Consider the following 24,299-nt stretch of genomic DNA (forward strand, 5'->3'; position numbering starts at 1 on the left):
AAGTGGCCTTCGTGAGGTGGTGCGTTCGATGACAACCGATCCCATCCTGCTCGAGATGCGGTCGATCACGAAGGAGTTCCCCGGCGTCAAAGCGCTCGCCGACGTCAACCTGGTGGTGCACGCCGGCGAGATCCACGCCATCTGCGGCGAGAACGGCGCCGGCAAATCGACGCTGATGAAGGTCCTCAGTGGCGTATATCCGCACGGATCGTACTCTGGGGAGATCATCTACCAGGGCTCGGAGGTGCGCTTCTCCGACATCCGGCAGAGCGAGCGCGCCGGCATCGTGATCATCCACCAGGAGCTCGCGCTCATCCCGGACATGTCGATCACCGAGAACATCTTCCTCGGCAACGAGCCGCGCCGGCGCGGCGCGATCGACTGGAAGTCCGCCCAGCGCCAGGCGAAGGACCTGCTGGCCCGGGTCGGGCTCCAGGAGGATCCGGACACCCTGATCAAGGACATCGGCGTCGGCAAGCAGCAGCTCGTGGAGATCGCCAAGGCGTTCGCCAAGGACGTCAAGCTGCTCATCCTCGACGAGCCGACCGCGGCGCTGAACGAGGCCGACTCGTCTCACCTGCTCGACCTGCTGCGCGGCTTCCGCGAGCGCGGCGTCACCTCGATCATGATCTCGCACAAGCTGAACGAGATCGAGTCGATCGCCGACGAGATCACGATCCTGCGGGACGGCAAGACGGTCGAGACGCTGAACGTCAAGCGCGACGGCGTCGACGAGGACCGGATCGTGCGCGGCATGGTCGGCCGGGAGCTGGGCAGCCGGTTCCCCGACCACACGCCGACGATCGGCGAGGTCTTCTTCGAGGTGCGCGACTGGACGGTGCGGCACCCGATCTCGGCCGAGCGGCTGGTCTGCAAGGGCGAGAGCTTCCAGGTCCGGCGGGGTGAGATCGTGGGATTCGCCGGCCTCATGGGAGCCGGCCGCACCGAGCTCGCGATGAGCATCTTCGGCCGCTCGTACGGGGTGTACCTCGGTGGCCGGATCTTCAAGGACGGTAAGGAGATCCAGCTCAAGTCGGTGGCCGAGGCGATCCACCACGGCCTGGCCTACGTGAGCGAGGACCGCAAGGCGATCGGCCTCAACCTGCTCGACGACATCAAGACGTCGACGGTGGCGGCCAAGCTCTCGAAGATCACCAAGCGGGGGGTGCTCGACGAGGTCGCCGAATACCAGGCGGCCGAGGCGTACCGCAAGGAGCTGCGCACCAAGGCGCCCACGGTGGACGAGGGCGTCTCCAAGCTCTCCGGCGGCAACCAGCAGAAGGTCGTCCTGGCGAAGTGGATGTTCACCGACCCCGACCTGCTCATCCTCGACGAACCGACCCGCGGCATCGACGTGGGCGCGAAGTACGAGATCTACGGCATCATCCAGCGGCTCGCCGACCAGGGTAAGGGCGTCATCCTCATCTCCTCGGAGCTGCCCGAGCTGATCGGGATGTGCGACCGCATCTACACCGTGTTCGAAGGCCAGATCACGGGCGACATCGCCCGCCAGGATGCCGACCCGGAGACCCTCATGAAGCAGATGACCTCGACGAAGAAGATGCAGATCCGATGAGCCGATTCAAGGACCTTCAGAAGAACCTTTTCGGAGGTACGACCTCCAACGCCCGCCAGTTCGGGATGATCTTCACGCTGGTGGCGATCGTCCTGCTGTTCCAGTTCCTGACCGCGCGCGACCTCGGCCTCGGCTTCGGCGACGGCCTGACCCTGCGGTCGGACAACCTGATCGCGCTGTTCCAGCAGAACTCCTACATCCTGATCCTGGCCATCGGCATGCTGATGGTGATCGTGGCCGGCCACATCGACCTGTCGGTCGGCTCGATCGCCGCGTTCACCGGCATCCTGGTCGCCAAGTCGATGGCGGACTGGTCGCTGCCCTGGCCGGTGGCGATCCTGTTCGGCCTGGCGATCGGCGCGGTCATCGGGGCGTGGCAGGGCTTCTGGGTGGCGTACGTCGGTGTGCCGGCGTTCATCGTCACGCTGGCCGGCATGCTGCTGTTCCGCGGCGCCAACCAGTTCGTCGGCAACGCCGACACGATCCCGGTCCCCACCGGCTTCCAGAAGATCGGCGGCGGCTTCCTGCCGGAGATCGGCCCCGACACCGGGTACAACAACCTGACCCTGCTGCTCGGCCTGGCCGCCTGTCTCGCCGTGGTCTGGCGGGAGCTCTCGGCCCGGCGGACCCGCAAGGAGATGGACGCCGAGCCGACGCCGATGTGGGTCTCGATCCTCCGGATGGCGATCATGATCGCGGTCCTGATCTTCGTGACGCTGCGCTTCGCCGGCGGCCGGGTCGGCACCAGCTTCCCGATCTCGGGCGTGATCCTGGTCGTGCTGGTCATCGCGTACAGCTTCTACACCCGCAACACGGCGGGCGGCCGGCACATCTACGCGGTCGGCGGCAACTCCCGCGCCGCCGAGCTGTCCGGTGTGAAGCTTCGCCGGGTCAACTTCTTCGTCATGATGAACATGTCGGTGCTCGCCGCGCTGGCCGGCATGATCTTCGTGGCCCGGTCCGGCGCCTCCGGCCCGCAGGACGGCCTCAACTGGGAGCTCGACGCGATCGCGGCCGTCTTCATCGGTGGCGCGGCTGTCTCCGGCGGCATCGGCACCATCTCCGGCTCCATCGTCGGTGGTCTGGTCATGGCCGTGCTCAACAACGGCCTCCAGCTGCTCGGCGTGGGCACCGACCGGGTGCAGATCATCAAGGGCCTGGTGCTCCTGCTCGCCGTCGCCCTGGACGTCTACAACAAGAGCCAGGGCCGTTTCTCGGTCATCGGCAGCCTCACTCGACCATTCCGCCGGGACGCACCCGCTACTCCGGCAACGTCCGCGACGGGTGACGAGCCCGCCCGGACGACGGTAGGCAGCTGACGGCCCTACCGGCCCCTCTTCACCCATCAACACCCAACACCCCTCACGAAAGGCACCAACTCCCCATGCGTAACTTCTTCGGCAAGTCGGTAGCGGTCGGCGCTATCGCGATGCTTGCCCTGACCGCTTGCGGCTCGGGCCGCGACGGCGACACCGACACCGGCACGGGCGGCACCGCGGCCAAGGGCTTCGCGGCGAACTCCCTGATCGGTGTGGCGCTGCCCGCGAAGACCTCGGAGAACTGGGTCCTCGCCGGTGACCTGTTCACCAACGGTCTCAAGGAGGCCGGCTTCACGAGCGACGTGCAGTACGCCGGCGCGTCGACCACGGTCGCCGACCAGCAGGCGCAGATCACCGCCATGACCACCAAGGGCGCCAAGGTCATCGTCATCGGCGCGACCGACGCCGCGCAGCTGTCGACCCAGGTCGCCGCCGCGCACGCCGCCGGTGCCAAGGTCATCGCGTACGACCGCCTGATCCTGAACACCGCCGACCTCGACTACTACGTCGCGTTCGACAACTTCAAGGTCGGCCAGCTCCAGGGCCAGGCCCTGCTGGACGGCATGAAGAAGAAGAAGGCGACCGGCCCCTACACGATCGAGCTGTTCTCCGGCTCGCCGGACGACAACAACGCCGGGGTGTTCTTCAAGGGCGCGATGGACGTTCTCCAGCCGGAGATCGACAAGAAGAACGTCATCGTCGGTTCGGGTCAGGTCGAGGTGAAGCAGACCGCCATCCAGGGCTGGAAGGCCGAGGGTGCGCAGGCTCGCATGGACCAGCTGCTGACCTCGACGTACGGCAGCAAGGAGCTCGACGGCGTCCTGTCGCCGAACGACACCCTGGCCCGCGCGATCATCCAGTCGATCAAGAGCCGTAACAAGGCCATCCCGGTCGTCACCGGCCAGGACTCCGAGGTCGAGTCGATCAAGTCGATCATGGCCGGCGAGCAGTACATGACGATCAACAAGGACACCCGCACCCTGGTGGCCGAGTCGATCAAGATGGTCAAGTCCCTCCAGGCCGGCACCGACCCGGAGATCAACGACACCAAGTCGTACAACAACGGCACCAAGGTCGTCCCGACGTTCCTGCTCCCGCCGGTCGCCGTGACCAAGGACAACGCCGCCGAGGCGTACGCCAACGACCCCAAGCTCGCGCCGCTCACCAAGTAAGAGCGCCGGGCAGCAGTTGACGCAAAGGGTTCCCGGGTTCCGTTCCCGGGGACCCTTTGCCGTCCAGGGAGGAGCCCGGACGTGACCACAGCGCGCGGGCTGACCCCGCCCTCTCCGGCCAACGGCCAGGAAGAGATCCGCCGCCAGAACCTCAGTGCGGTCCTGCGTCACCTGCACGTGCACGGCCCGATCTCGCGCGCCGAGCTCACCGGCCGGCTGAGCCTCAACCGCAGCACCATCGGCGCGCTCGCCGCCGACCTCGTCGCCTCCGGCCTGGCCACCGAGGAGGCGCCGACCACCAGCCGCCGGGCCGGCCGCCCGTCGCTGGTGGTGAGCCCCCGATCGGATCGGGTCTGGGTGCGGGCCGCGAGCATCGAGCCGGACCGGCTGCGCGCCGCCCGCATCGGACTCGGCGGCCGCATCATCGACCAGTGGGAAGCCCCGCGCCCACCCGGCGCGACCCCCCTCGACACGGTCGCCGAACTCGCCGTGCTGATCCGGCGGACGGAGCGCGGCCTCGGCCCGGACACGCTGTGCGCGGGTGGCGCCGTGGCCGTCGCCGACACCATTCACGAGCTCGACGGGACGATCCACCTGACCGGCGCGGACGACAAGATCGCCGCGGCGCTGGGACCGGACTTCGTGGTGGCCGACCTCGCCGACGCCGCCGCACTCGCCGAGCACGTGCGCGGGGTCGCCGCCGGCATCGACGACGTCGTCTACCTGCACGGCGGCCCGGGCGTCAGCGCCGGGATCCTCAGCGGCGGCCGCCTCGTCACCGGGCACGGCGGGCGCAGCGGCAAGGTCGGCCACATGGTGGTCCACCCGTACGGGCGGAAATGCGGTTGTGGCTCCCGGGGGTGCTGGGAGACCGAGATCGGGGCGGCGGCGCTGCTCCGTGCCGCCGGCGCCTCGGAAGGCACCAGCCCGCAGGCGGTGATCCGCGCCGCCGAGTGGGGCGACGTGCTGGCCCGGCGCGCGCTCGACGTGGTGGCCGACTGGCTGGGCCTCGGCGTGGCGAACCTGGTCAACGTCTTCAACCCGGACATCGTGGTCTTCGGCGGCGCCCTGCGCGAGCTCTACGTCGCCGGCGCCGCCAACGTCCGGCACTGTCTGGACACGATGGCCCTGCCGGCCTCCCGCGAACACCTTCAGCTGCGAGCCGGCTCTCTCGGGGCGGACGCGCCCCTGATCGGCGCGGCCGAGCTGGCCTTCGAGAGCCTCCTCGCCGACCCGCTCAACTCTGCCGGTTGAACAACCGCTTCGACCAGAGGTAACCACCCAGCGCGATGACCGCGCACCAGGTCAGCGCGATCCACCCGTGGTTGCCGATCGGCTCGTCCATCAGCAGGCCGCGCAGGGTCTCGATGATCGGGGTGAACGGCTGGTACTCGGCGAACCAGCGCAGGCCGGCCGGCATCGAGTCGGTGGGCACGAAACCACTGCCGAGGAACGGCAGCAGGATCAGCGGCATGGGCGCGTTGCTGGCCGTCTCGACGGTCTTGCTCACCTGGCCCAGCGCCACGCACAGCCAGACGAACGCGAACGTCACCACGATCAGGAAGCCGGCCGCGGCCAGCCACCCGAGCGGGCCGGCTGCAGGCCGGAAGCCGACCAGCAGCGCCACCCCGATCACGATCGTGACGCCGAAGATCGCCTGGATCACGCTGCCCAGAACGTGCCCGGTCAGCACCGAGACGCGGGCGATGTGCATGGTGCGGAACCGGGTGATGATGCCCTCGGTCATGTCCATGGCGATGGAGATCGCGGTGCCCTGGACCGTGGACATCACGGTCATCAGGATGATCGCCGGGGTCACGTAGTTGGCATACGCCGCCCGGCCCCCTCCCCCGCCCAGCCCGGCGCCCAGGGTGCCGCCGAACACGTAGACGAACAGGAGCAGGAAGACGACCGGCATCCCGACCAGGATCATGGTCATCGACGGATATCGCAGCATGCGCTTGAGGTTGCGGCGCAGCATCGTGGCGGAGTCCTGCAGGGGGTGGAAGGCAAGGGTGCTCATCGCGCGGCCGCCTTTTCGTCGGTGAGGGCCAGGAAGACGTCGTCGAGATCGGGGGTGTGCACGGACAGTTCGTCGACCTCGACGGCCCGGTCGTCGAGCCGGCCGATCAGCGCCTTGAGCGCGCGCAGGCTGCCGTCGCTGGGCACCCGCAGCTCCAGGGCGTCGTCCGCACGCGAAGCCTCGCCCAGCACCGCGAGAGCGGCGTCCAGGCCCGCCGGGTCGGCGAACCGCAGGCGGACGTGCCCGCCGGGGATGCGGCGCTTCAGCTCCTCCGCGGTTCCCTCGGCGACCACCCGGCCCCGGTCGAGGACGGCGATCCGGTCGGCCAGCTCGTCCGCCTCGTCGAGGTATTGGGTGGTCAGGAAGATGGTGACGCCGGAGGCCACCAGATCCCGGACGATCTGCCACATGTCCCGGCGGCTGCGCGGGTCGAGGCCGGTGGTCGGCTCGTCGAGGAAGATCACCTGCGGGCTGCCGACCAGGGTCATCGCCAGGTCGAGCCGCCGCAGCATGCCACCGGAATAGGTCGACGCGACCTGGCCGGCCGCCTCGGTCAGGCCGAACTGCGCGAGCAACCGCTCGACCCGTCGCCGGCCCTCGGCGCGGGGCAGGTGGTGCAGATCGGTCATCAGCCGCAGGTTCTCGGCGCCGGTGAACAGCTTGTCCACCGCCGAGAACTGACCGGTGACGCCGATCGCGGCGCGCACCGCGTCCGGTTCGCGGGCGACGTCGTGCCCGGCGACCCGCGCCTCACCGGCGTCGGCACTGAGCAATGTGGACAGTATTTTCACGGCCGTGGTCTTGCCGGCGCCGTTCGCGCCCAGCAGCGAGAAGACCGTTCCGCGCGGCACGTCGAGATCGAGGCCGTCGAGCACGACCTGGGTTCCGTACGACTTCCGTAGTCCGCGAACAGTGATCATGATGTTCTCCCCGAGTCAGGCGCGGTGGATGGCGATGTCGCCGTAGCCGGTGCGGCCGCGGATCTCGACAATGTCGTCGGCCCCGTCGGGCCGGGTGGTGTTTTCCAACTGATTCAGCACGTGCCCGAATCCGGTGTTCAGTTCCAGCCACGCGGCGGTGCCCTCGGCGACGCCGACGTCCAGGCCGCCGGCCGCGGTGGCGATGGTGATCGAGCCGCGGACCACCTCGCCGAGGCGGATGTTGCCGTTGGAGGTCTTCGCGTCGACGCCGGCGGCGGCGCGGTCGATCTCGATGACGCCGTTGGCGTTGCGCACCCGCACGTCGCCGGTGGCCGCGTCGATGACGGTGTCGCCGTTGGCGTTCTTGACCGTCACGGCGCCGCCGGCCTCGCCGACCTGGATCTTGCCGGAGGCGGTGGAGATCTCGGCGTCACCGGCGATGCCGTCGACGGTGATGTGCCCGAACCCGGTGTGCAGGTGCAGCGGCCCGGTCCGTTCGAGCAGGATGCTGCCGGTGGTCCTGATCCGGCACTCGCCGAGCCGGCCGGTGCCGCGCACCTCGCCCATCTGCAGGTGGGCGGAGACCCGGGAGCCGGCGGGCAGGGCGATCGACACCTCGACCGACCGGGTCTTCTTGGAGAAGTCGAACATCCGCTTCGGACCGGTCACCGCAAGTGTGCCGTTGCTGTAGTCGACCCGGGTCTGCCGGGCGGCCTGGACGTCGGACTCGTCGGACTCGTCGCTGGGGCGGACCTCGACGACGGTGTCGGCCCGGTCGCTCGCGGCGATCCACACGTTGCCGACGGCGTAGTCGAGAGTCACGGAGATCGATTCGGGTGTTTCGAAGGTAGGCATGGTTGTCCCCACAACTTGGGTCGGTGAGTCGTCCCCGCAGGTCAGGGACGCGGAAGGAAAGAGGGAGGGAAAACTCAGCGCACCCAGCCGCTGAAGCTCTGGGAGGAGCGTTTCGTGGTGCCGCGCGGCTCGGGCCGCGCCGCCGGGTCGGCCTGCTGCAGACCGGCCGCGGCCGCCCGGACCAGCCAGGCGTTGACCGATCGGCCCTGCCGGGCCGCGGCCTCCTCGATCGCGGTCTTGAGCTGCTCGGGCATGCGGACGTTGATCCGGGCGGCCGGGCCGTCCTCGGGAAAGATGTCGGGCGCCCCGGAGGGCGCCCCGGAGGGCGGCTCGGCGGGCGCCCCGGCCGACTCCACGATCGGCACGTCGACCACGAACTCCGGGTCGCGGCCGCGCAGGCGCAGCTCGACCGAGCCGGGCGCCAGGTCCTGGGTGATCTCGTCGGCAGCGGCCGACAGCGCGTCGAGCAGAGTCATCCGGATCGCCGACTCGAGCGGCCCGGTCAGGCGCTCGACCAGCGCACGCGCCTCGTCACCGCCGGTCTCGGCGAGCGTGGCGAACTCCCGCCCGAGGCTGTTCACATACGTGGTCAAGTCCATGGCATCACTGTGGCACACGGGTGGCACCTCCCGCAAGCCACAGTGATGCCACTTTGGCACCGCTCGGTGCCATTACATGCTGGAGGCCACGCCATCGGCATTAGCCCTGGCGTGGCCGCTCCATCGTTCGTCAGATTTTCAGCGCCGGGGGCACCCCTGGCGGTGTCTCAAAATAAACGCCCTAGAACGGCGCGGGTCCGCGACCGGCGATCGACATCAGCACCTGGGTCGCGAGGAGCTTGCGGACGCCGGTGACAGCCACCGTGCCGATCTGGTCGTAGGGCAGTTCCAAAGTGAGGCCGTCGCCCGCGTTGCGGACGTCCTCGGTGATCTGGTCCGGACGGAACGTGCCACCCCAGCCGTCAATTCCTCCCCGCTGGTTGGTGCTCAGGGAAGCCATGCCGGATACGCGTGTGCCATCGACGAGGGTCAGCCTCGCCGGACCGGAGTAGGTCGTCATAGTCATTAACCGTATCCAACCCCTCAGCATCGGGACCCACCCAATACCGACCTGGACCGTGCGGCCCATGCGCTATGACGGGTTACCGACCCCCGTGAGCGGGAACATGCCGGGCCGTTCCGGATGTCCGGGTCACCATCTGATCTTGGCGGAAGAGGAGGATGAGGGCATGGTCACCATCGAGACGGAGCGGCTGCGCCTGCGCGGCTGGCGCGACGACGACCTGGACGGGCTGGCCGCGATCAACGCCGACCCGGAAGTGATGCGCTACATCCTGGACGGGGCGGTGCGTGATCGCGCGCGGACCGAGGAGGGCCTGCGCCGGATGATCGACACCTGGGCCGAGCACGGGTTCGGCCTGTTCGCTGTCGAGGTTCGCGAGACCGACCGGCTGATCGGGTGGGCCGGGCTCGCGGTGCCGGTGTTCCTGCCCGAGGTGCTCCCGGCCGTGGAGATCGGCTGGCGGCTCGACCGGGGCGCCTGGGGCCAGGGTTACGCCACCGAGGCGGCCCAGGCGGCGCTGCGGTTCGGCTTCCACGATCGTGGCCTGGACCGGATCATCAGCATCCGGCACGTCGACAACGACCGGTCCCGGCGGGTGATGGAGAAGTTGGGGATGGCGTACGCGTTCGACACCGTAGTGCCGAGCCACGATCAACCCGTCGCCGTCCACGCGCTCACCCGCGACCAGTACCGCTCAGCGGCCGGTCACGCCGTCGACTAGCTCGCGCAGGATGTCGGCGTGGCCGGCGTGCCGCACCGTCTCGCTGGACACGTGGGCGAGCACCCAGCGCAGCGTGCGTGGCTCACCGGCGACCGGCTGCGAGGTGCGGGCGTCGAGACCGGGCGCGGCGCGGAGGTGCGCGTCGCTCTCCGCGATCGACGCGCGGTAGGCGGCGATGACCTGGTCCGGGGTCCGGTCGGCGGCGACCACCATGCCGAAGTCGACGCCGGCGTGCCGCTGGTCGCCGGCGAAGGTGAATCCGAACCAGTAGCGCTCGGCGTCGGTCAGGTGCTGGACGAGGCCCAGCAGCGTCGTGTCCGACACGACCAGCCGGCGCCGCAACTGCTCCTCGTCCAGCCCCTCGACCTTCTTCAGCACACACGATCGGGCGAACGTCAGGAACGCCTGCGCCGTGTCCAGTTCGCCGCCGTCGTCGAGCGGCACACGTTCACGTTGGGTCTCGAGCATGGTCCGACCTTACGGATAGACCTCCACGGTGGAGAGCTGGCCGGCCGGCCAGGCGGTGTTGCCGGTGACGGTCAGCCGCACGTAACGGGCCTGGGCCGGCGTGCAGGTCACGGTCACCGCGTTGCCGGTGGCCGGGTCGAACGTGCGGGCGGCGGCGCCGGCGAGCGTGCTGAACGACGAGCCGTTCGTGCTTCCGGTGGCGGCTAGCGTCTGGGCCCGGGCGCCCCACGCCGGTGGCAGCTTCAGGACCAGGCGCCCGACCGTCGTCGCGGCGCCCAGGTCGACCTGGATCCACTGCGGGAAGGCGTTGTTCGCGCTCTCCCAATAGCTGGCGGTGTCACCGTCGACCACGTTGCCGGGGGCGTAGTTCTGCACGTGGCCGCTGGCCGAGGTCGCCCGGCTCCGCGCGAGGTCGGAAACCGGCGGGGGCGTGCTTTCGGCGTACACCTCAATCTGCCCGAGCTGGGCCGCCGGCCAGCCGGTGTTGCCCGCGAAGCTCAGCCGGAAAAATCGGGCGGTGGCGCCGCTGAGCGCGACGGTCACCGCGTTGCCGGACGCCGGGTCGAAGACCAATCCGGCGGAGCCGGCCGCGGCGCTCCAGGTGCTGCCATCGCTGCCGGCTTCAATGCCGATCGTTTGCGTACGGCGTTCCCAGCCGGCCGGGAGACGCAGGACCAGGCGCGTCACCGGATAGGCGGCGCCGAGGTCGACCTGGAGCCACTGCGGGAACGCGCCGCTGGACTCCCAGTAGCTCGCCGCGTTGCCGTCGACCGCGTTCGCCGCCGGGAATCCCCCGTTCGTGCTGCTGGCGCTGACCACCTTGCCGGCCGCGAGGTTTCCGGTGGCTGCCCCGATGGTGGGAGAGGTCGGCCGCACCGCCGTGAGCGCGATCTGGCCCTTGAGCATCCGGCCGCCGTCGGTGGTGAGGCGCAGGTAGTAGTCGGCGTCGCAGCGGGTGCCGTCCTCGTCGAGGGCGCGGATGCCGGCGCCGGCCGGCACGTCCGCGGCCGTCTCCGCCGTCTTGGCGATCTGGTTACCCTCGTTGAACTCGTCGAACATGGACACGTAGAGGCCCTGGGCGCCGAGCCGGACCATGTTGTAGAGGCTGCGCCAGTAGAAGTCGCCGTGCCGGCGGTGCCCGGCGGAGAGGTCGCCGGGGAGCACGCACGGCTGGTAGTCGATCCCGTGGCTGTTGCAGTCGGCCTGGTCCGGGGTGTTGACGTTGGTGAAGAACCAGTCGAGGCCGTCGAGATCGCCGGTGCGGCCGACCATCCACGGCGAGAGCATGTGGAAGGCGTGGTAGACGTCGAGGTAGCCGGTGCGGCTGTCGTTCTTGCCCTCGCGCCAGTAGGTCGGCACCCCGCCGATCACGTAACAGCCCTGCGCCTTGAGCCAGTTGACGACGTCGAGGCAGGCGGCCGGGCTGAAGTTGTGGTTGTCGTCGTCGAAGCCGAAGCCCCAGACGCAGACCACCGGCTTGCCGTTCTCCCGGGCGTACGCGCTCGACGCGGTGTGCGCGGACATCTTCGTGGTCCAGTCCGTCTTGAGCTCGGACTGCATGTTCGACCAGCCGCTCACGTCGTACATCACGTAGAACTTGCGGCCGGTCGCCTCCGCGGCCGTACGCACCTTCTGCGCCATCGCGTCACGGGTCGGGCCCTCGTCGCCGACCGGGTTGAAGCGCTGCAGGGCGGCGGTGTCGATGCCGTAGGTCCGCATCCAGCCGAAGTGGGTGTCCACCGTCTGCTGGTCGTAGGAGGAGAACAACGCGGCGGCCCGGCCGTCGCCGAGGTTCGGGTAGGCCGTCGGGTAGACGTGCGTGAAGTCGCGGGTGTCCGGCCAGGACACGATCGTGGTGTTGGTCGTCGACGGCGGCTGGAAACGGTCGCGGCTCCAGTGCCACCAGCCGCCGATCGGCGCGCCGTCGCCGGGGCAGGCGAACCAGCCCTGGTAACCAACGCTGATCTTGCCGACCACGTCGCCGGCCGGGGATGCGGCGAACGCGGGTGCTTCGAGGCCGGGTGTTTCCAGAATGGCGGCGGCCGGGGACAGGGCCGCCGCGGACAGCAGGGTGCGCCGGGTGAGGGGCATGGGGAACTCCTCGCTTGGGGATCTCCCTGGGGTTGGGGGATCGACCGTCATCGTGACGTTGCCCGTCACACGAATGCAATAGTTGAACTGAATTCCGCAACAAGTTGGCCGTATGGCCGAAACTTTGCTCCATGGCAGGATGAGGCGGTGTCTGAACCAGGTCTGGTCTTCAACGAGGTGCCGGAGCTCTACGACCGGGCCCGGCCCGGCTACCCGGCCGAGCTGTTCGCCGACCTCGCCGACCTGGCCGACCTCGGCCCGGGGTCACCGGTGCTCGAGGTGGGCGCCGGCACCGGGCACGCGACCCAGCCGCTGGCCGGGTTCGGCTGCGCGGTGACCGCCCTCGAGCCGGGCGCGGACATGGTGGCGGTCGCGCGCCGGCGGGTGGGCGGCTACCCGAACGTCACGCTGGAGACGTCCACATTCGAGGATTGGGACGCGCGCGGCGCCCGCTTCGACGCCGTCGTGGCCGCCTCGTCGTGGCACTGGGTCGACCCGGCGATCGGCTGGCGCCGCGCACACGAGCTGCTGAAACCCGGCGGCCGGCTGGCCCTGGTCGGCAACGTCGTATTTCGAAAGACCGACGAGCCCGAGGTGTACGCCGAGACCGCCGACCTGCACGAACAGTTCGCTCCCGGCGACCCTGCCTGGGGCCACCCGCCGCTGGAGGACGAGGCGCGGGCCGCCCCGGCCGACTGGTCCGACCGGTTCGAGCAGCCGACCGTGCTGTGGTACCCGGCGGTCCAGTGGCTCGACGGCGCCGGCTTCGCCGACATGCTGCGCACGAACTCGCCGTACCGGAAGCTGGCCCCCGCGGTGCGCGAACCCCTGCTGGACGCGATCGCCGACCGCATCCGCACCCGCATGGGCGACCGAGCCGCCCGCCGCTACCTGACCGTCCTGCGCGTGGGCCGCGCGATCTAGCGACAGGTCTCTATCCTGGCCGAATGGACGCCGTCCTGCTGGTCTCGCTCGCCGGGCTCGCCATCATCGACAGCACCAGCATCGGCACGCTGTTCATTCCGGTGTGGCTGCTGCTCACGCCGGGCGGCATCCGTGCGCCACGCCTGCTCGGTTACCTCGGCACGATCGCCGGGTTCTACTTCGCTCTCGGGCTCGTGCTCGTGGTCGGCGGCGCCGGGCTGGCGTCGGCTGCCGGCTCGCTCGCCGGCAGCCGGCCGCTGCTGATCGCGCAGCTCGCGGTCGGGGTGATCCTCTTCGCGCTGAGCTTCTGGGTGGAGAGACGCAAGGCTGCCGCGGCCGCGGCGGTGGCCGCCTGGCGCGACCGGACGATGCGCGGCGCGGCCGGCTCGCGCGCCCTGACCGGGCTGGCTCTGTTCGCGGCGCTGGCCGAGGTCGCGACGATGCTGCCGTACCTGGGTGCGATCGGCATGATGGCCACCGCCGACCGGCCGCCGTGGTCGGTGGCGGCGCTGCTGGCCGGCTACTGCGCCGTGATGATCCTGCCGGCGGTGGCGCTCTTCCTGCTCCGCCCGCGGATCGGCCGCCTGCTCGACCGGCTGAACGCGTGGATGCTCGCCCGCGGCGGCGGCCTGCTGAGCTGGGTGCTCGGCATTGCCGGCTTCCTGGTGGCCCGCGACGCCGCCGCCCGCCTGTGGTTCCCCGAGCTGCTGGGCTGACCGGTTTTAACCACGCACGCAGAATGAAGGCCTCGGGCCGGCCCTGCCGGGCCCCAGGCCGGCCTCGGCGGGAGCTGCGGTCCGCACCATGCAACCAGGCACGACATCCTGAATTTGATCTTCTAAGCGCCGCTCGACCCGGCCGGACGCCAATTCGTGCACGTTAGTCTTGGGCGCATGCCGGAGTTGCCGCAGTCGCAGACGCTGCACCGTGGCATCCGCCTCCTCGAGCTGCTCGCCGCGGCCGGCACGCCGCAGACGATCGCCCAGCTCGGGGCGGGGCTGGGCGTGCATCGCTCGATCACCTACCGGCTGCTGCGCACCCTGGAGGACCACCGTCTCGTCGAGCGCGACGACGCCGGCCGCTATTGGCTCGGGCTCGGCCTGACCGGGCTGGCCCGCGGCGTGCGCAACGACCTGCAGGCGGCCGCCGCGCCGCGGCTGAGCGCGCTCGCCGCCGAGCTGGGCATGACGGCGTTCCTGGTGGTGCGGGCGGGCGACGAGGCGGTGACGGTGGCCAGTGTGGAACCGCAGGACGCGACCGCGCACGTCACCTACCGGCCGGGCACCCGCCACCCGATCGACCGGGGCGCGCCGGGGCTGGCGCTGCTGATCCCATCACCGCCGTCGGCCGCGGACCGGCCGGAGCTGACCGCCGCGCGGGCGACCGGCTGGGCGGTCTCGCACGGCGAGGTGATCACCGGCCTGCGCTCGGTGGCGGCCCCGATCCACGGCGCGGACGCGGCCGTCGCGGTGGTCTACGTCGACGAGACCGCCGACGTGGAGCGCATCGGGCATGCGCTGATCGAGGCCGCGGCCAAGATCACCGCAGGTATCTGAGGCTCACGCGGCTTTCGAGTGCCGGCCCGGGCCGTCCCCCGGTGGGCGCAGTCGCGGATCGTCGTCCTCGTCGTCGTCGTGAATTCCCTGCCTGATGTTTTCGATCAGGCGGGAGAACGGGGTCAGGCGCGGCTTCGCCCGCTTGGCCGGCGGCTTGTCCCGCTGCGGCGGGTCGGATTTGAGGATGTGCTCGGCGCCGGTCTCGGTACGCCCGGCCTTCCGTGCCGACGCGCGCTTCTCGAGGAGCTCACCCACCTTCTCGAGGCGCTCGTCCAGCACGTCCACCGCGTTCGCCACGTACCGCTCCTCCAGCGCCGCCCGGATCGTGTCGTAGGGCCGCCGCCGGCGCAGCGAAAGCTGCAACTTCAGGAAGATCGGCATCAGGTCGACCAGCACGAAGAGCCAGCGCAGCGCGGCGACGTACGACCCCATCGGGGTGGGCAGCCAGATCGCCCGCCACGCGGCGCACACGAACCGGGCCGGAGGCAGCCCGCCGCACGCCTTCACCTCGTCCGGCTCGACCGTCTCCGGGTGGAGATCATGCGCGAGCGCGTCCACCGCCTGGTGCCGGATCAGCAGGCCGTCGGTGTGCGTCGACTGGGTGCGCAGGTCGGCCAGCCTCGCGGTGTGCGCGCCGGTCTCCTGCGCCAGCGTCCGGCGCAGGTCGGCGACCTGCGGAGCGTTGCCTTTCTCCTTGGCCGCCGCGGCCCGGTGCGCGGCGTCGTACGCGGTCTGCTGCCGGGTGACGTCGGTCTTGCGCTGACGCAGGATCGCGGTGCGGCTCGTCAGGGTCTCGTCGAGGTTCTTCGCCATCGGCCCGTAGCCGCTCTCCCCCGTCGAGCAGACCTTCTCCTTGTCGGAGAGAACCACGCAGCCGCTCTCCCCGGCGACCTCCCGGGCCTTCAGGCTGTCGAGGGTGTTCTTGTCGTCCTGAGCGGTCCGCAACGCCTTCCGGGAGTCGTCGAGCTTGCCGCCGGTGGCCTGCACCAGCGGATCGCCGGCCGCCTGAAGCGTCTCCACCTCACTGTTGAGCTGATCCCGCTTGTTCTTGTAGAAGGTGTTCTCCGCCTGGACGGCGCTCGCCGTGGACTCGCTGCGGATGTACCTGACCCGCTCGTTGACCTCCGGCTGAAACGCCACGAACAGCACCGTCTCGGCGACCAGGAAGCTGATGCACAGCGAGATGCCGACCCGGAACACGGCCGCGACCGCGACGCCGCCCAGCTGGCCGATGCGCCGGCCGACGGGCTGGCTGATGAGCGCGTCGTTGAGGACCGCGAACCACTTGGAGTCGGCGGAGGGATTCCACAGCGCTTCGAGGACCTCGCGGGGGAACCGGTACGGATTCAGCGGCGCCCGGACCAGGGCCCGGTCGAAGACGAAGATCAGCAGGCCGCCGGCCAGGCCGAACAGCACGGTGGCCGGGCTGACGAGAACCCGTCCGTAGATCCAGAATCCGACCGAGACGAAGGTGCCGACGCCGGCCAGGGTCGCGGCCAGGACGACGAACGTGCCGAGCACCGCGAAGTTCGTCTTCTCGCCGGGCACCCACTTGAGGACCCGGCGGTCGGCGCCCGACGCGAAGACCGCGAACCGGGCGAACGGCCGTCCGCCGCTGCGCCGCAGGTGACGAGCACCCCCTCGCCGGCCTCGTACGCGCGCCACTGCCGCGGGCGCACCACCCGCTCCCAATCCGCGGCGATCATGGTGCGCGGCAGCTGGCTGCCGGACCCCGGTTGAAGGACCAGCAGCCGGCGATCCTCGAAGAGCGAGACGCCGGGCAGATTGTTCGAGTACTCCAGCAGCCCGACCCGGCCGGCCGCGATCACCGCGACCTGCCAGCGGCGGAACACCTGCTCGATCTCGGCCGCCACCACGTTGCCGTACGCGTCGGCGAAGAGGTCGTAACGGCTCTCGGCGTCGTCGACGAAGAGGTAGTTGCGCCGGTCCGCGGCCCAGAACCGCTCGGCCAGCTCGGGAAGCGAGAGACCGGCCCGGATGACGTCGACCAGGCCGGGCACCTCGATCGGGAAACCGGTGAGCACCGGCACCTCCCGGCCGAGCCGGGCGGCCTCCCGTTCGGCGAGGGTCAGCAGGGTGGCCGACCGGCCGGTGCCGTCCTGACCGACAACGGTCAGCCCGCGGTTCAGGGCGACCGCCACCAGTTCGTGATGCAGCTCGTTCGTGCCGAGGAAGACGCTGTCCGCCGGAACCGCCGGATGGGCCGGTACGAGGTCGCCCGGCGGCAGGCCGATCCGCCGCAGCCGGCCACGGTCGGGGCGCGGGGCGACCGGCGTGGCCGCCTGATAGAACCGCACCACGCCCTCGACCTCGGTAGCCGCCAGGCCGGCGCCCATGCCGGCCGCCCGATAGCCGTACGGAAACGCCCGTGGCAGCACCGGGTCGATGCGCACCCGGTGGTCGAAGGTCGCCGCGAAGTAGATCTGAGTAGCCGGCCCGTTGACGATGACCGGCGCCACCAGCTCGGCGTCCCGGTCACGCACCAGCACCTCGATCCGGTCGATCAGCACCAGCACCCGGTCGTTGCCCACCTGGGCGCCCTGCGAGGTCAGCTGCTCGATCAGGAAGTCCAGCTCGTCGCGGGTCGGATGCTCGCTGGTGTAGGCGGCCACCGCACCCAGCCGCCGGGCCAGCTCGCCGTCGCCGCCGTCCAGCACGACCACCCGGTGGCCGGGATGCCGCAGGAATTGTCCGGCGATCTGGCAGAGGAACTCGGTGCGCCCGCTCAGACTGCCACCGGTCAGCAGCACGCCGCCCCGGGCCAGGTCGACCGTCTCCCGGCTCTGCCGCTGGTGCTGCGGCTCGTCGCGGCGGCCGAGGACGATCTCGGTGGCCCCGGCCGCGAAGTCTCCGCACGGTCCGAGATCCTTGTCCAGGGCTCGGGCCAGCACCGGCTGATCCGCGGCGAGCGACCAGATCACCCCCTCGCCGTCGGGGAGCCGCCGGTCGACGTCGTACCCGGCCGCCGTGCCGCAGCCGGTGAGCGCGTCGACCAGGCGCCCGAAATCGGTCCGGTCGTCCGGTGGCCGCGCCAGCTCGAGCCCGTTCGGCGGGAGCGCGACCGGCTCGAACGGGTCCAGCGCCAGCTCCGGCCGGGTTGCGCGGCGGCCGTAGGAGGACGCCCCGGTCCACGCCGTCTGGAACTGCTCCAGCTCGCCGGCGCTGAGCCGGGCGAACGCCCGGCCGGAAAGGGACTTGGCGATCTGTGCGGCATCCCGGGTGTCGATCACTGCCTCGCTGTCGGCGTCGTCGAGGGTCCGCAGGCAGAACCGCGCGTCCACGTTGGCACTGACGTCGCGGTGGATGCCGTTGCCGGGCCGCTGCGTGGCCAGCACCAGGTGGACGCCGAGCGACCGCCCGCGGGCCGCCACGTTGATGATCGCGTCGGTGTGATCGTTCCCGGCGCCCGCGAAGCCGGCGAACTCGTCGATGACCACGACGAGTCGGGGCAGCCGCTTGTCGCCCGCGCCGGCTTTCCGGTAGCGGCTGTACTCGCCCTGGAACGGCCGGAGAATCCGCTGCCGGCGGTTGATCTCCTCGCGCAGGAACCCGATCACCCGGCGCACGTCGCTGGTCTCCAGGTTGCTGACCACGCCGACCTGGTGCGGCACGGTCCGGAAATCGCTCAGCGCCGCGCCACCCTTGAAGTCGATCAGCAGCAGACTCAGCTCGGCGGGCGAGTAGCGGCAGATCAGCGACAGGATCAGGGTGCGCAGGAACTCGCTCTTCCCGGATCCCGTGGTGCCGCCGATCAGCGCGTGCGGGCCCTGCGCGCAGAGGTCGAACTCGAAGGTGCCGGTGGCGGTCGCGCCGACGGCGGCCGACAGCTCCTCGGTCACCTTGGACTGCGCCCACAGCAGCTCGATCGAGTCGGTGAGCCGGGCCGGATCGAGCGCGAAGATCGTGGCGAGCGTGACCATCGCCGGAATCGCCGAGCTCATCCCGGCCGCCGTCTCGTCGACCAGGCAGGCCAGGCCGGCGGCGTACTCGGCGACCGAGTCCAGGTCGTACTGGGGCAGGTGGACCTGCCGGCCCTCGGGGCTGATGTGTGCCACCAGCATCCCCCGGGTCGCGTCCGGCTCCACCCGCACGATGCGGGTCACCAGGTCGGGCACCCGGGCCGCGTTCGCGCCGTACCAGATCACCACGAGCCGGCCGTCCGCGCGCTCGCTCAGCGCCTCGATGAGCCGTACCTCCACGTCGGCCGCCTCGTGCACGAAGAGCAGCAGGTGTCCCTTGCCCTCACCGATGTCGGAGATCGCCGCGCGCAGCGCGTCGGTGGCATCGGACTTGCCGTGCACGAACCGCGCACCGCCGAACAGATCGGTGGGGGCGTCGAAGTGGGGCAGCCACTTCAGCCAGGAGAGCCGGCTCAGGTCCGGGCCGCTCGACGGGAGCAGCGCCGCGAAGGCGAGCGCGTTCGTGCTGTGCGTGAGCGAGAGGCGCAGCAGGATCTCCGCGGCCGCCTCCGCCGCCCGCGGACCACCGCCGATCACGGCAAGGTTCCCGGCGGTGAGATCGACCGGGTACGGCACGTCCGGCACCACCCGCTGCTTGTCGATGTACGCCCGCCACGACTGCAGGTCTCCGTCGGTGCGGTTGCCGGGAAGCTCCGCGGTGGACGGCGAGCGATACCCGCCGCGCCCGATCGCCACCCGCAGGAACTTCTCCGGATCGCTGTCCGCGAGCCACAGCCCTTCCCGCCCGTTCAGCGCGAGCGCGATCAGATCGGCGGTGACCGGATGAGCCAGGCGCAGCGCGGCCGCCTCGGCCTTCGCGGCCACCTGGAGCACGCCGATCTCCCGGTCGGTCTGCCGCCGCCATTCGTCGACCGCGCGGGAGGCCTTCTGCTTCTCCTTGGCCTTTTGGTAGTACTGGTAGGCCACATAGGCGAAGGGCAGAAAGAAGAAGATCACGAGGTACGCGTTGAAGCCGATCGTGACCACGAAAAGCAGCGGCATCGCGAAGGTCGGCAGTTGCTGCAGAAGGGTGCCCGCGAGGTCGACCGGCTCGACCTTGCCGTGCGGCACCGCCTCCAGCCGCAGCACCGTCCGCTTCGGCATCTCGGTCGTGTGCTCCGGCGGCGCGACCCGGTAACCGACGACCGGCTCGACCAGCCGGCCGAGTTCGTGCTCGTGCGTGGTCAGCACCCGCAGCAGCGCCACGGATGCCCCGTCATCGTCGAGAATCTCCAGAGTCGAGCCGGTCGCGACCTTCTCCGCAGCGCCCCGCGGCCAGGCGCCGTCGATCAGCAGCCGTTCCGCCGGAGCGGTCACGATCAGGCAGTTCGCATCCGGATCCAGCGCCAGATGTACGGCGGAGCGACTGCCGTCCGAGCGCACGACCGTGCCGCTGTCCGGGTCGACATCAAGTTCCAGAACCGCGTCGTGGTGCTGCGCCAGTGGCCAGGCCAGACCGATCTGCGCCCCGGCCTCGGTGCGCAGGCGCAGCACGTCGTCGCCGCCGAGCACCGGCAGCACGCGAGCCGGCGCGGCGGCGGCGCGGACCGCGGACAGCCGCTGGCCGTGCAGCAACTGGCAGGCGCCGAGCGGCGCGTCCCTCGGCAGGCAGGCCCGGGACCGGTGATCGACCAGCGTCAGGTCGGCGGTCTGCCGTGGTAGCCGGGCATACCGCCGGAAGGCCACCAGCAGATCGCCGACCCGGTCCTGTGCGCTGTAGCGCACCTCGACCGCGTGCACCTCGCCGCCCTCGTCCGCGATCAACAGCCGAACGGCACGCTCCTCGACGGTGTTCACTCGACCCGCTCGCCCGGCTCTCCGGGATCGGCGGGCGGGTCGTCGGGACGGGGCGGTTCGCGCAGGTGGCCGTGCTCGTCGACGAAGAGCGGGGTGCTGAACTTGCCGGTCGGCTCGGCGAGCGGAGGCTCGTCCGCGTACTTGATCAGGTCTTGTTCGAGCCGGCGCATCGCCTCCTCGACCTTGGCCTCGCGGTCGTCGTCGGTCACTTCTCCTCCATCGTGATGACCCACTTGTTCAGGCCCTCCGACCAGCGGTTGGAGAGAACGTCGAACTGAGTTCCCCGGTCGAACAGAATTTCGGCCTCCTTTTCGATGTGCGAGAACGGGGCGACATCGTGGCCGTTGCGCCCCACGACGACGATGAAGGTGTTGCCGTTGAACTGCGGCTCCTTGAAGACCCGGTTCGGATTGCGCGTCGTGCTCAGGAAGCCCTCGTCCGTCGTCGGCTCCCCCGGCCGGAAGGTCGACCGCAGCTCGTCGGAGAGATTCGTTCCGCGATAGCTGATGCCGGGCTCGGCAGGCAGCTGCTGCAGCGCGCTCGACAACTCGCCGGCGAACTTGTCCAGCTCGGCGTTGCCGCCCGGGTAGGCGTCCGGAACGCGCAGGTAGTGATTGAGCGGGAGATGGTCGGCACCGGTGTAGCGGCGGATCGTCGCCTGCTCGGTGGCCGAGAGAGTCTTGGCGACCGCTCCGCCGACGCCGGCGGCCGTCTCCCCGGCCCGTGCCGCGTCGGTCGCCGCCTCGGCCACCTTGCCGGTCTTCCCGGTCACTTTCGCGACCCCGCCGCCGGGTATGAAGAAGGTTCCGACCGTGACCGCCGCCTGGCCGAGCCACCGGGCCGGATCCTTCTTGAGCAGGTCCGGGTCGACGAGTGTCTCGTAGAGCGCTTTGCCGGTGCCGCCGGGGTTCGTCACCAGCGCCGAGCCGAGATCCTTGAGTCCGGTGACGAAGCCGGCCGGGTTCGTCACGGTCTGGAAGATGCCGCCGGCGAACTCCGCGCCCCCGTCCCAGACTCCCTTGCCGAAGGACGTGGCGTAGTCCCACGGCCGCTTCCGTTGCTGCTGCCCGGTGAGCACGCGGTGCTGAGCGCTCTCCCGGATCGCGCTCGCCGCGGCAGCGCGGGCGGTTCGCGCCTGGTTCCGCAGCCCGTCGACCCGGTTCTGGTACGCGATCGAGCCGGTGACGTCGAACAACTGCGGACCCGCCCCGAGCCGGGCGCCCTGGGCCTGCAGGTCGGTGAGGCGCTCGGCGAGCACCCGTGCGGTCCCGGCGACCGTTTCCACCTCGCCGGCCGCGTTCTCCAGCGCCCGGGCCAGCCGGGCGACGTCCTCGGCGACTCCCCGGGCCGCCTGGTTGTCGCCGAGTCCGCCGGTCCGGGCGCCCAGCCCGGCCAGGTTCCCGGCCGACGCACGGGCCTGTTGCGCGGTGGAGCGCAGCATGCCCGCGAGCATCGTCACCGATGCCGGTGAGCCTGGCGGTTCTGACATCGGCCCGCGGTTCCCTTCCCCGATTCAGCTGTCCGTCCGCAATGCCGCGGCCGCACCCGCGTCTACCTGTTCGATGATCTCGATCAGCTTGGCCAGGCCGGCCGAGATGGCATGCAGCGACTCGGCCGCCTGGTGGATCTCGTCCCGCCAGACCCGGGCCCAGACCGCGTAGTCGTCGTTCGGCTGGGTCACCCCGGTCTCCGGCCAGGTGCCGCCGGACGCGATCCGCTGCGCCGAGGTGCCGACCTCGACGGCCAACCGGTCGATCTCCGCTTTGAGGGCGACGAAGCCCTCTTCGCGGAACGTGGTCATTACAGACGATCGATCGCGGCAATGTTGCCGGCCAGCTTGTTCAGTTCGCCGACGATCCCGGTGAGCGCATCGAGCAGCTGGTCCTGGCCCTGCCGCCACTTCTGCAGGTATTCGTCGTACTTGACAGCGGCGTTGCCGGTCCACATCGGATCACGCTGCGACCGCGAGTAGAGCGCGCCCAGTTCGGTACGCAGTTTGGCCTCCTCGCTCCGGAGGCTATTGGCGAGGCGCTGGACCTCTTCGAGCGAAAGATTAGTGCCGACAGCCATTTCTCCACCCCTCAGCCATGGTGCGACAGAAGACTAGGCAGCACACTCGACAATTGTCCAGAGAGTCACCTTTCGATCGAACTGCCGAACCCGAATGTGATGGACATTCACATAACCCGACTCAAAGGATTCCGAATGAATCTCGAATTCCTTGGCGGACTGCCCGAGGCGCGCCAGAGCCGACTCGCCAAAGCGCTGGCCGACGACGCTTTCGTGGTGCCGGTCGCCGCGGTCACGGTGCGTCGGCAGACCGGCGAAACGAGGGTCAGATACCTCCACACCACCGTCGAAGGCATCGACTATCTGCCACTTTTCACCGACGCCGCGGGCTTCGCCACGCTCGGCCTGGAATGCGCCGGCACGGTCCGGCCACCGCTGTCGGTGCTGCACGATAGTGTCGGCGATCTACCGACGGTGATCGACCTGGACAGTGAAATGCCCTTCACAGTCAGCCTGAAAGCGTTGTTGATACTGCAACGAAGTATTATTCGGGCCGACCGGCAAAGCCGGCCTGACTCTTCGGCCTAATCAGCGAAGGCGCGTTTCTGCTCCAGGCCGTCGAGAATCAGGTCCAGGGCAAAAGCGAACTCGGTGTCGTCGTCGCAGCCGCCGAGCGTTCCGCTGTGCGAGGCGGCCACGGCGAGCTCGGCGACGTGCGGCATGGACTCGGCCCACGCGGCCACCACGTCGGGTGGCGGGTCCTCGCCCGGGGCGTCGTCGAAGAGGTCCTGACTGAAGCCGAGAATGCGGCTGCCCAGCAGGTGGATCGCGTGGTGGCAGAGGTCGACCGAACAGCCGCCGGCCCGCATGATCGCCAGCACCCGCTCGATGTGCAGCAGCACCGACGGTGTCGGCGTCTCCCGCCCCTCGATCACCCGCGCCGCCCACGGATGCCGCAACATCGTCCGGCGAGCCGCCATGATCAGCTGCCGGAGCCGGTCGGTCCACTCCCCGGCGGACACCTCATCGCCTGCGGCGATCTCGGCGGCGACGGCTTCGGCCATGGCGGCAAGGAGCGCTTCCTTATCGCGTACGTGGTAATAGAGCGACATGGCGTCGACGCCCAGGTGCTGGGCGAGCCGCCGCATGCTGAGCCCGCCGATCCCGTCGCGGTCGGCCAGCTCGACGGCCGCGGCGACGATCCCCTCCCGGCTGAGCTTGCTGTTGCCACGGGTCGATGCGCGGGTGTCGGAAGAGCGTCGTGCCACAACCGGGATCCTACTTGTTCCCCTACGCCGTAGGGCTTAACCTACGGCGTAGACCTACACCGTAGGAGGAATGCGATGCCCAAGCTCCCGCCGAGATGGTTCATCCGCAGCGCCTGGCGCGCCCACCGCACCCTGCTCCGCGTCACCGCCGACCGCGTCGGCCTGTCCACCCCGAAGCCGGGCGGCAAGTTCGGCATGCTCCGCCTGACCACGACCGGCCGCCGCTCCGGCCGCTCGAGAGGGGTCGTCCTGGGCTACGTCGAGGACGACGCCGGCCTGGTCACCCTGGCGATGAACGGCTGGGCCCCGGAAGACCCGGCCTGGTGGCTCAACCTGCGCGCCGACCCGCACGCCACCGTCGACCTGGCCACCGGTTCCCGCCCGGTGACCGCCCGCGAGGCCACCGGCTCCGAGCGCGACCGGCTCTGGGCGGCCCTGCGCGACTGCACCGGCTACGGCGACCTGGACGCCTTCGCCGCCCGCCGGGGCCGCGAGACCGCCGTGGTGATCCTCGCCCCGAGATGATTGGCCCGGCCGAAACTGGAGATGCTGGGTGC

Annotated in this window: 24 protein-coding genes; 10 read left to right on the top strand and 14 right to left on the bottom strand. The window is 70.3% G+C overall.

The genetic code is table 11. The annotated features are described in order from the left end of the window. The first annotated feature begins 28 nt into the window (after positions 1-28). The 4 genes from mmsA to AB0E90_RS22490 all read left to right on the top strand — a co-directional run bounded on the left by mmsA (position 29) and on the right by AB0E90_RS22490 (position 5,321). The gene (mmsA, locus tag AB0E90_RS22475; RefSeq protein WP_360408694.1) at positions 29-1,576 is read left to right on the top strand and encodes a multiple monosaccharide ABC transporter ATP-binding protein; all 1,548 of its coding nucleotides are present in this window, start codon (positions 29-31) and stop codon (positions 1,574-1,576) included. Further along, positions 1,573-2,895 (top strand): multiple monosaccharide ABC transporter permease, encoded by a 1,323-nt coding sequence (gene mmsB, locus AB0E90_RS22480; RefSeq protein ID WP_360408697.1) that lies wholly within the window; start codon positions 1,573-1,575, stop codon positions 2,893-2,895. The genes mmsA and mmsB overlap by 4 nt, the downstream gene beginning before the upstream one ends. A gap of 65 nt (positions 2,896-2,960) precedes the next feature. Next, positions 2,961-4,067 (top strand): sugar-binding protein, encoded by a 1,107-nt coding sequence (locus AB0E90_RS22485; RefSeq protein WP_360408700.1) that lies wholly within the window; start codon positions 2,961-2,963, stop codon positions 4,065-4,067. Positions 4,068-4,148: 81 nt separating this feature from the next. Beyond that, entirely contained in the window at positions 4,149-5,321 is a 1,173-nt protein-coding gene (locus AB0E90_RS22490; RefSeq protein ID WP_360408703.1) for an ROK family transcriptional regulator, read from the top strand. Here AB0E90_RS22490 and AB0E90_RS22495 read toward each other — a convergent pair. The 5 genes from AB0E90_RS22495 to AB0E90_RS22515 form a co-directional block, all read right to left on the bottom strand. Further along, entirely contained in the window at positions 5,305-6,090 is a 786-nt protein-coding gene (locus AB0E90_RS22495) for an ABC transporter permease (RefSeq protein WP_360408706.1), read from the bottom strand. The genes AB0E90_RS22490 and AB0E90_RS22495 overlap by 17 nt on opposite strands. After that, on the bottom strand, positions 6,087-7,010 hold the full coding sequence (locus AB0E90_RS22500) for an ATP-binding cassette domain-containing protein (RefSeq protein WP_360408709.1): 924 nt from the start codon (positions 7,008-7,010) through the stop codon (positions 6,087-6,089). Before AB0E90_RS22500 ends, AB0E90_RS22495 begins: the two co-directional genes overlap by 4 nt. A 15-nt stretch (positions 7,011-7,025) precedes the next feature. Then, positions 7,026-7,865 carry a DUF4097 family beta strand repeat-containing protein gene (locus AB0E90_RS22505; RefSeq protein ID WP_360408712.1) on the bottom strand — a complete coding sequence of 280 codons (840 nt, stop codon included), beginning with the start codon at positions 7,863-7,865 and terminating at the stop codon, positions 7,026-7,028. A gap of 74 nt (positions 7,866-7,939) precedes the next feature. After that, positions 7,940-8,464: a toxin-antitoxin system HicB family antitoxin gene (locus tag AB0E90_RS22510; RefSeq protein WP_360408715.1), complete on the bottom strand. Its 525-nt coding sequence runs from the start codon at positions 8,462-8,464 to the stop codon at positions 7,940-7,942. A 181-nt stretch (positions 8,465-8,645) separates the two neighbouring features. After that, a complete protein-coding gene (locus AB0E90_RS22515; protein ID WP_360408718.1) occupies positions 8,646-8,864 on the bottom strand; it encodes a hypothetical protein in 219 nt (72 codons plus the stop codon). A 205-nt stretch (positions 8,865-9,069) separates the two neighbouring features. Between AB0E90_RS22515 and AB0E90_RS22520 the strand changes: the two genes are divergently transcribed. Beyond that, complete coding sequence (locus AB0E90_RS22520) at positions 9,070-9,648, top strand: GNAT family N-acetyltransferase (RefSeq protein WP_360408721.1); 579 nt, start codon at positions 9,070-9,072, stop codon at positions 9,646-9,648. Here AB0E90_RS22520 and AB0E90_RS22525 read toward each other — a convergent pair. Together AB0E90_RS22525 and AB0E90_RS22530 are read right to left on the bottom strand one after the other, a co-directional pair. Further along, positions 9,622-10,116 carry a DinB family protein gene (locus AB0E90_RS22525; RefSeq protein ID WP_360408724.1) on the bottom strand — a complete coding sequence of 165 codons (495 nt, stop codon included), beginning with the start codon at positions 10,114-10,116 and terminating at the stop codon, positions 9,622-9,624. The two genes, AB0E90_RS22520 and AB0E90_RS22525, sit on opposite strands and share 27 nt — an antisense overlap. 9 nt (positions 10,117-10,125) lie before the next feature. Further along, entirely contained in the window at positions 10,126-12,207 is a 2,082-nt protein-coding gene (locus AB0E90_RS22530; protein ID WP_360408727.1) for a discoidin domain-containing protein, read from the bottom strand. Positions 12,208-12,354: 147 nt separating this feature from the next. Between AB0E90_RS22530 and AB0E90_RS22535 the strand changes: the two genes are divergently transcribed. The 3 genes from AB0E90_RS22535 (at position 12,355) to AB0E90_RS22545 (ending at position 14,687) form a co-directional block, all read left to right on the top strand. Next, a complete protein-coding gene (locus AB0E90_RS22535) occupies positions 12,355-13,131 on the top strand; it encodes a class I SAM-dependent methyltransferase (RefSeq protein WP_360408730.1) in 777 nt (258 codons plus the stop codon). 23 nt (positions 13,132-13,154) lie between these two features. Next, complete coding sequence (locus AB0E90_RS22540) at positions 13,155-13,847, top strand: GAP family protein (RefSeq protein WP_360408733.1); 693 nt, start codon at positions 13,155-13,157, stop codon at positions 13,845-13,847. A gap of 177 nt (positions 13,848-14,024) precedes the next feature. Next, positions 14,025-14,687 carry an IclR family transcriptional regulator gene (locus AB0E90_RS22545; protein ID WP_360408736.1) on the top strand — a complete coding sequence of 221 codons (663 nt, stop codon included), beginning with the start codon at positions 14,025-14,027 and terminating at the stop codon, positions 14,685-14,687. 3 nt (positions 14,688-14,690) lie between these two features. On the opposite strand, the gene AB0E90_RS22550 is transcribed toward AB0E90_RS22545, so the two are convergent. The 6 genes from AB0E90_RS22550 to AB0E90_RS22575 form a co-directional block, all read right to left on the bottom strand. Next, complete coding sequence (locus tag AB0E90_RS22550; protein ID WP_360409288.1) at positions 14,691-16,187, bottom strand: DUF4407 domain-containing protein; 1,497 nt, start codon at positions 16,185-16,187, stop codon at positions 14,691-14,693. Next, positions 16,073-20,464: an FtsK/SpoIIIE domain-containing protein gene (locus tag AB0E90_RS22555; protein WP_360408739.1), complete on the bottom strand. Its 4,392-nt coding sequence runs from the start codon at positions 20,462-20,464 to the stop codon at positions 16,073-16,075. Before AB0E90_RS22555 ends, AB0E90_RS22550 begins: the two co-directional genes overlap by 115 nt. After that, a complete protein-coding gene (locus tag AB0E90_RS22560) occupies positions 20,461-20,673 on the bottom strand; it encodes a hypothetical protein (RefSeq protein ID WP_360408742.1) in 213 nt (70 codons plus the stop codon). Before AB0E90_RS22560 ends, AB0E90_RS22555 begins: the two co-directional genes overlap by 4 nt. Further along, entirely contained in the window at positions 20,670-21,905 is a 1,236-nt protein-coding gene (locus AB0E90_RS22565) for an ADP-ribosyltransferase (RefSeq protein WP_360408745.1), read from the bottom strand. Before AB0E90_RS22565 ends, AB0E90_RS22560 begins: the two co-directional genes overlap by 4 nt. Before the next feature lie 72 nt (positions 21,906-21,977). Further along, a complete protein-coding gene (locus AB0E90_RS22570; protein ID WP_360408748.1) occupies positions 21,978-22,265 on the bottom strand; it encodes a hypothetical protein in 288 nt (95 codons plus the stop codon). Then, positions 22,265-22,534 (bottom strand): WXG100 family type VII secretion target, encoded by a 270-nt coding sequence (locus AB0E90_RS22575; protein WP_360408751.1) that lies wholly within the window; start codon positions 22,532-22,534, stop codon positions 22,265-22,267. Before AB0E90_RS22575 ends, AB0E90_RS22570 begins: the two co-directional genes overlap by 1 nt. 135 nt (positions 22,535-22,669) lie before the next feature. On the opposite strand from AB0E90_RS22575, the gene AB0E90_RS22580 reads away from it, so the two are divergent. Continuing rightward, a complete protein-coding gene (locus tag AB0E90_RS22580; RefSeq protein ID WP_360408754.1) occupies positions 22,670-23,062 on the top strand; it encodes a hypothetical protein in 393 nt (130 codons plus the stop codon). On the opposite strand, the gene AB0E90_RS22585 is transcribed toward AB0E90_RS22580, so the two are convergent. After that, on the bottom strand, positions 23,059-23,742 hold the full coding sequence (locus AB0E90_RS22585; RefSeq protein WP_360408757.1) for a TetR/AcrR family transcriptional regulator: 684 nt from the start codon (positions 23,740-23,742) through the stop codon (positions 23,059-23,061). The two genes, AB0E90_RS22580 and AB0E90_RS22585, sit on opposite strands and share 4 nt — an antisense overlap. Positions 23,743-23,817: 75 nt before the next feature. Here AB0E90_RS22585 and AB0E90_RS22590 point away from each other — a divergent pair, with 75 nt between their 5' ends. Then, complete coding sequence (locus tag AB0E90_RS22590) at positions 23,818-24,267, top strand: nitroreductase/quinone reductase family protein (protein ID WP_360408760.1); 450 nt, start codon at positions 23,818-23,820, stop codon at positions 24,265-24,267. The last annotated feature ends 32 nt before the right edge of the window (positions 24,268-24,299 follow it).

Origin of the sequence: Actinoplanes sp. NPDC026619 (genome assembly GCF_040638295.1) — a bacterium.
In the GTDB taxonomy this organism is placed as follows: Bacteria; Actinomycetota; Actinomycetes; order Mycobacteriales; family Micromonosporaceae; genus Actinoplanes.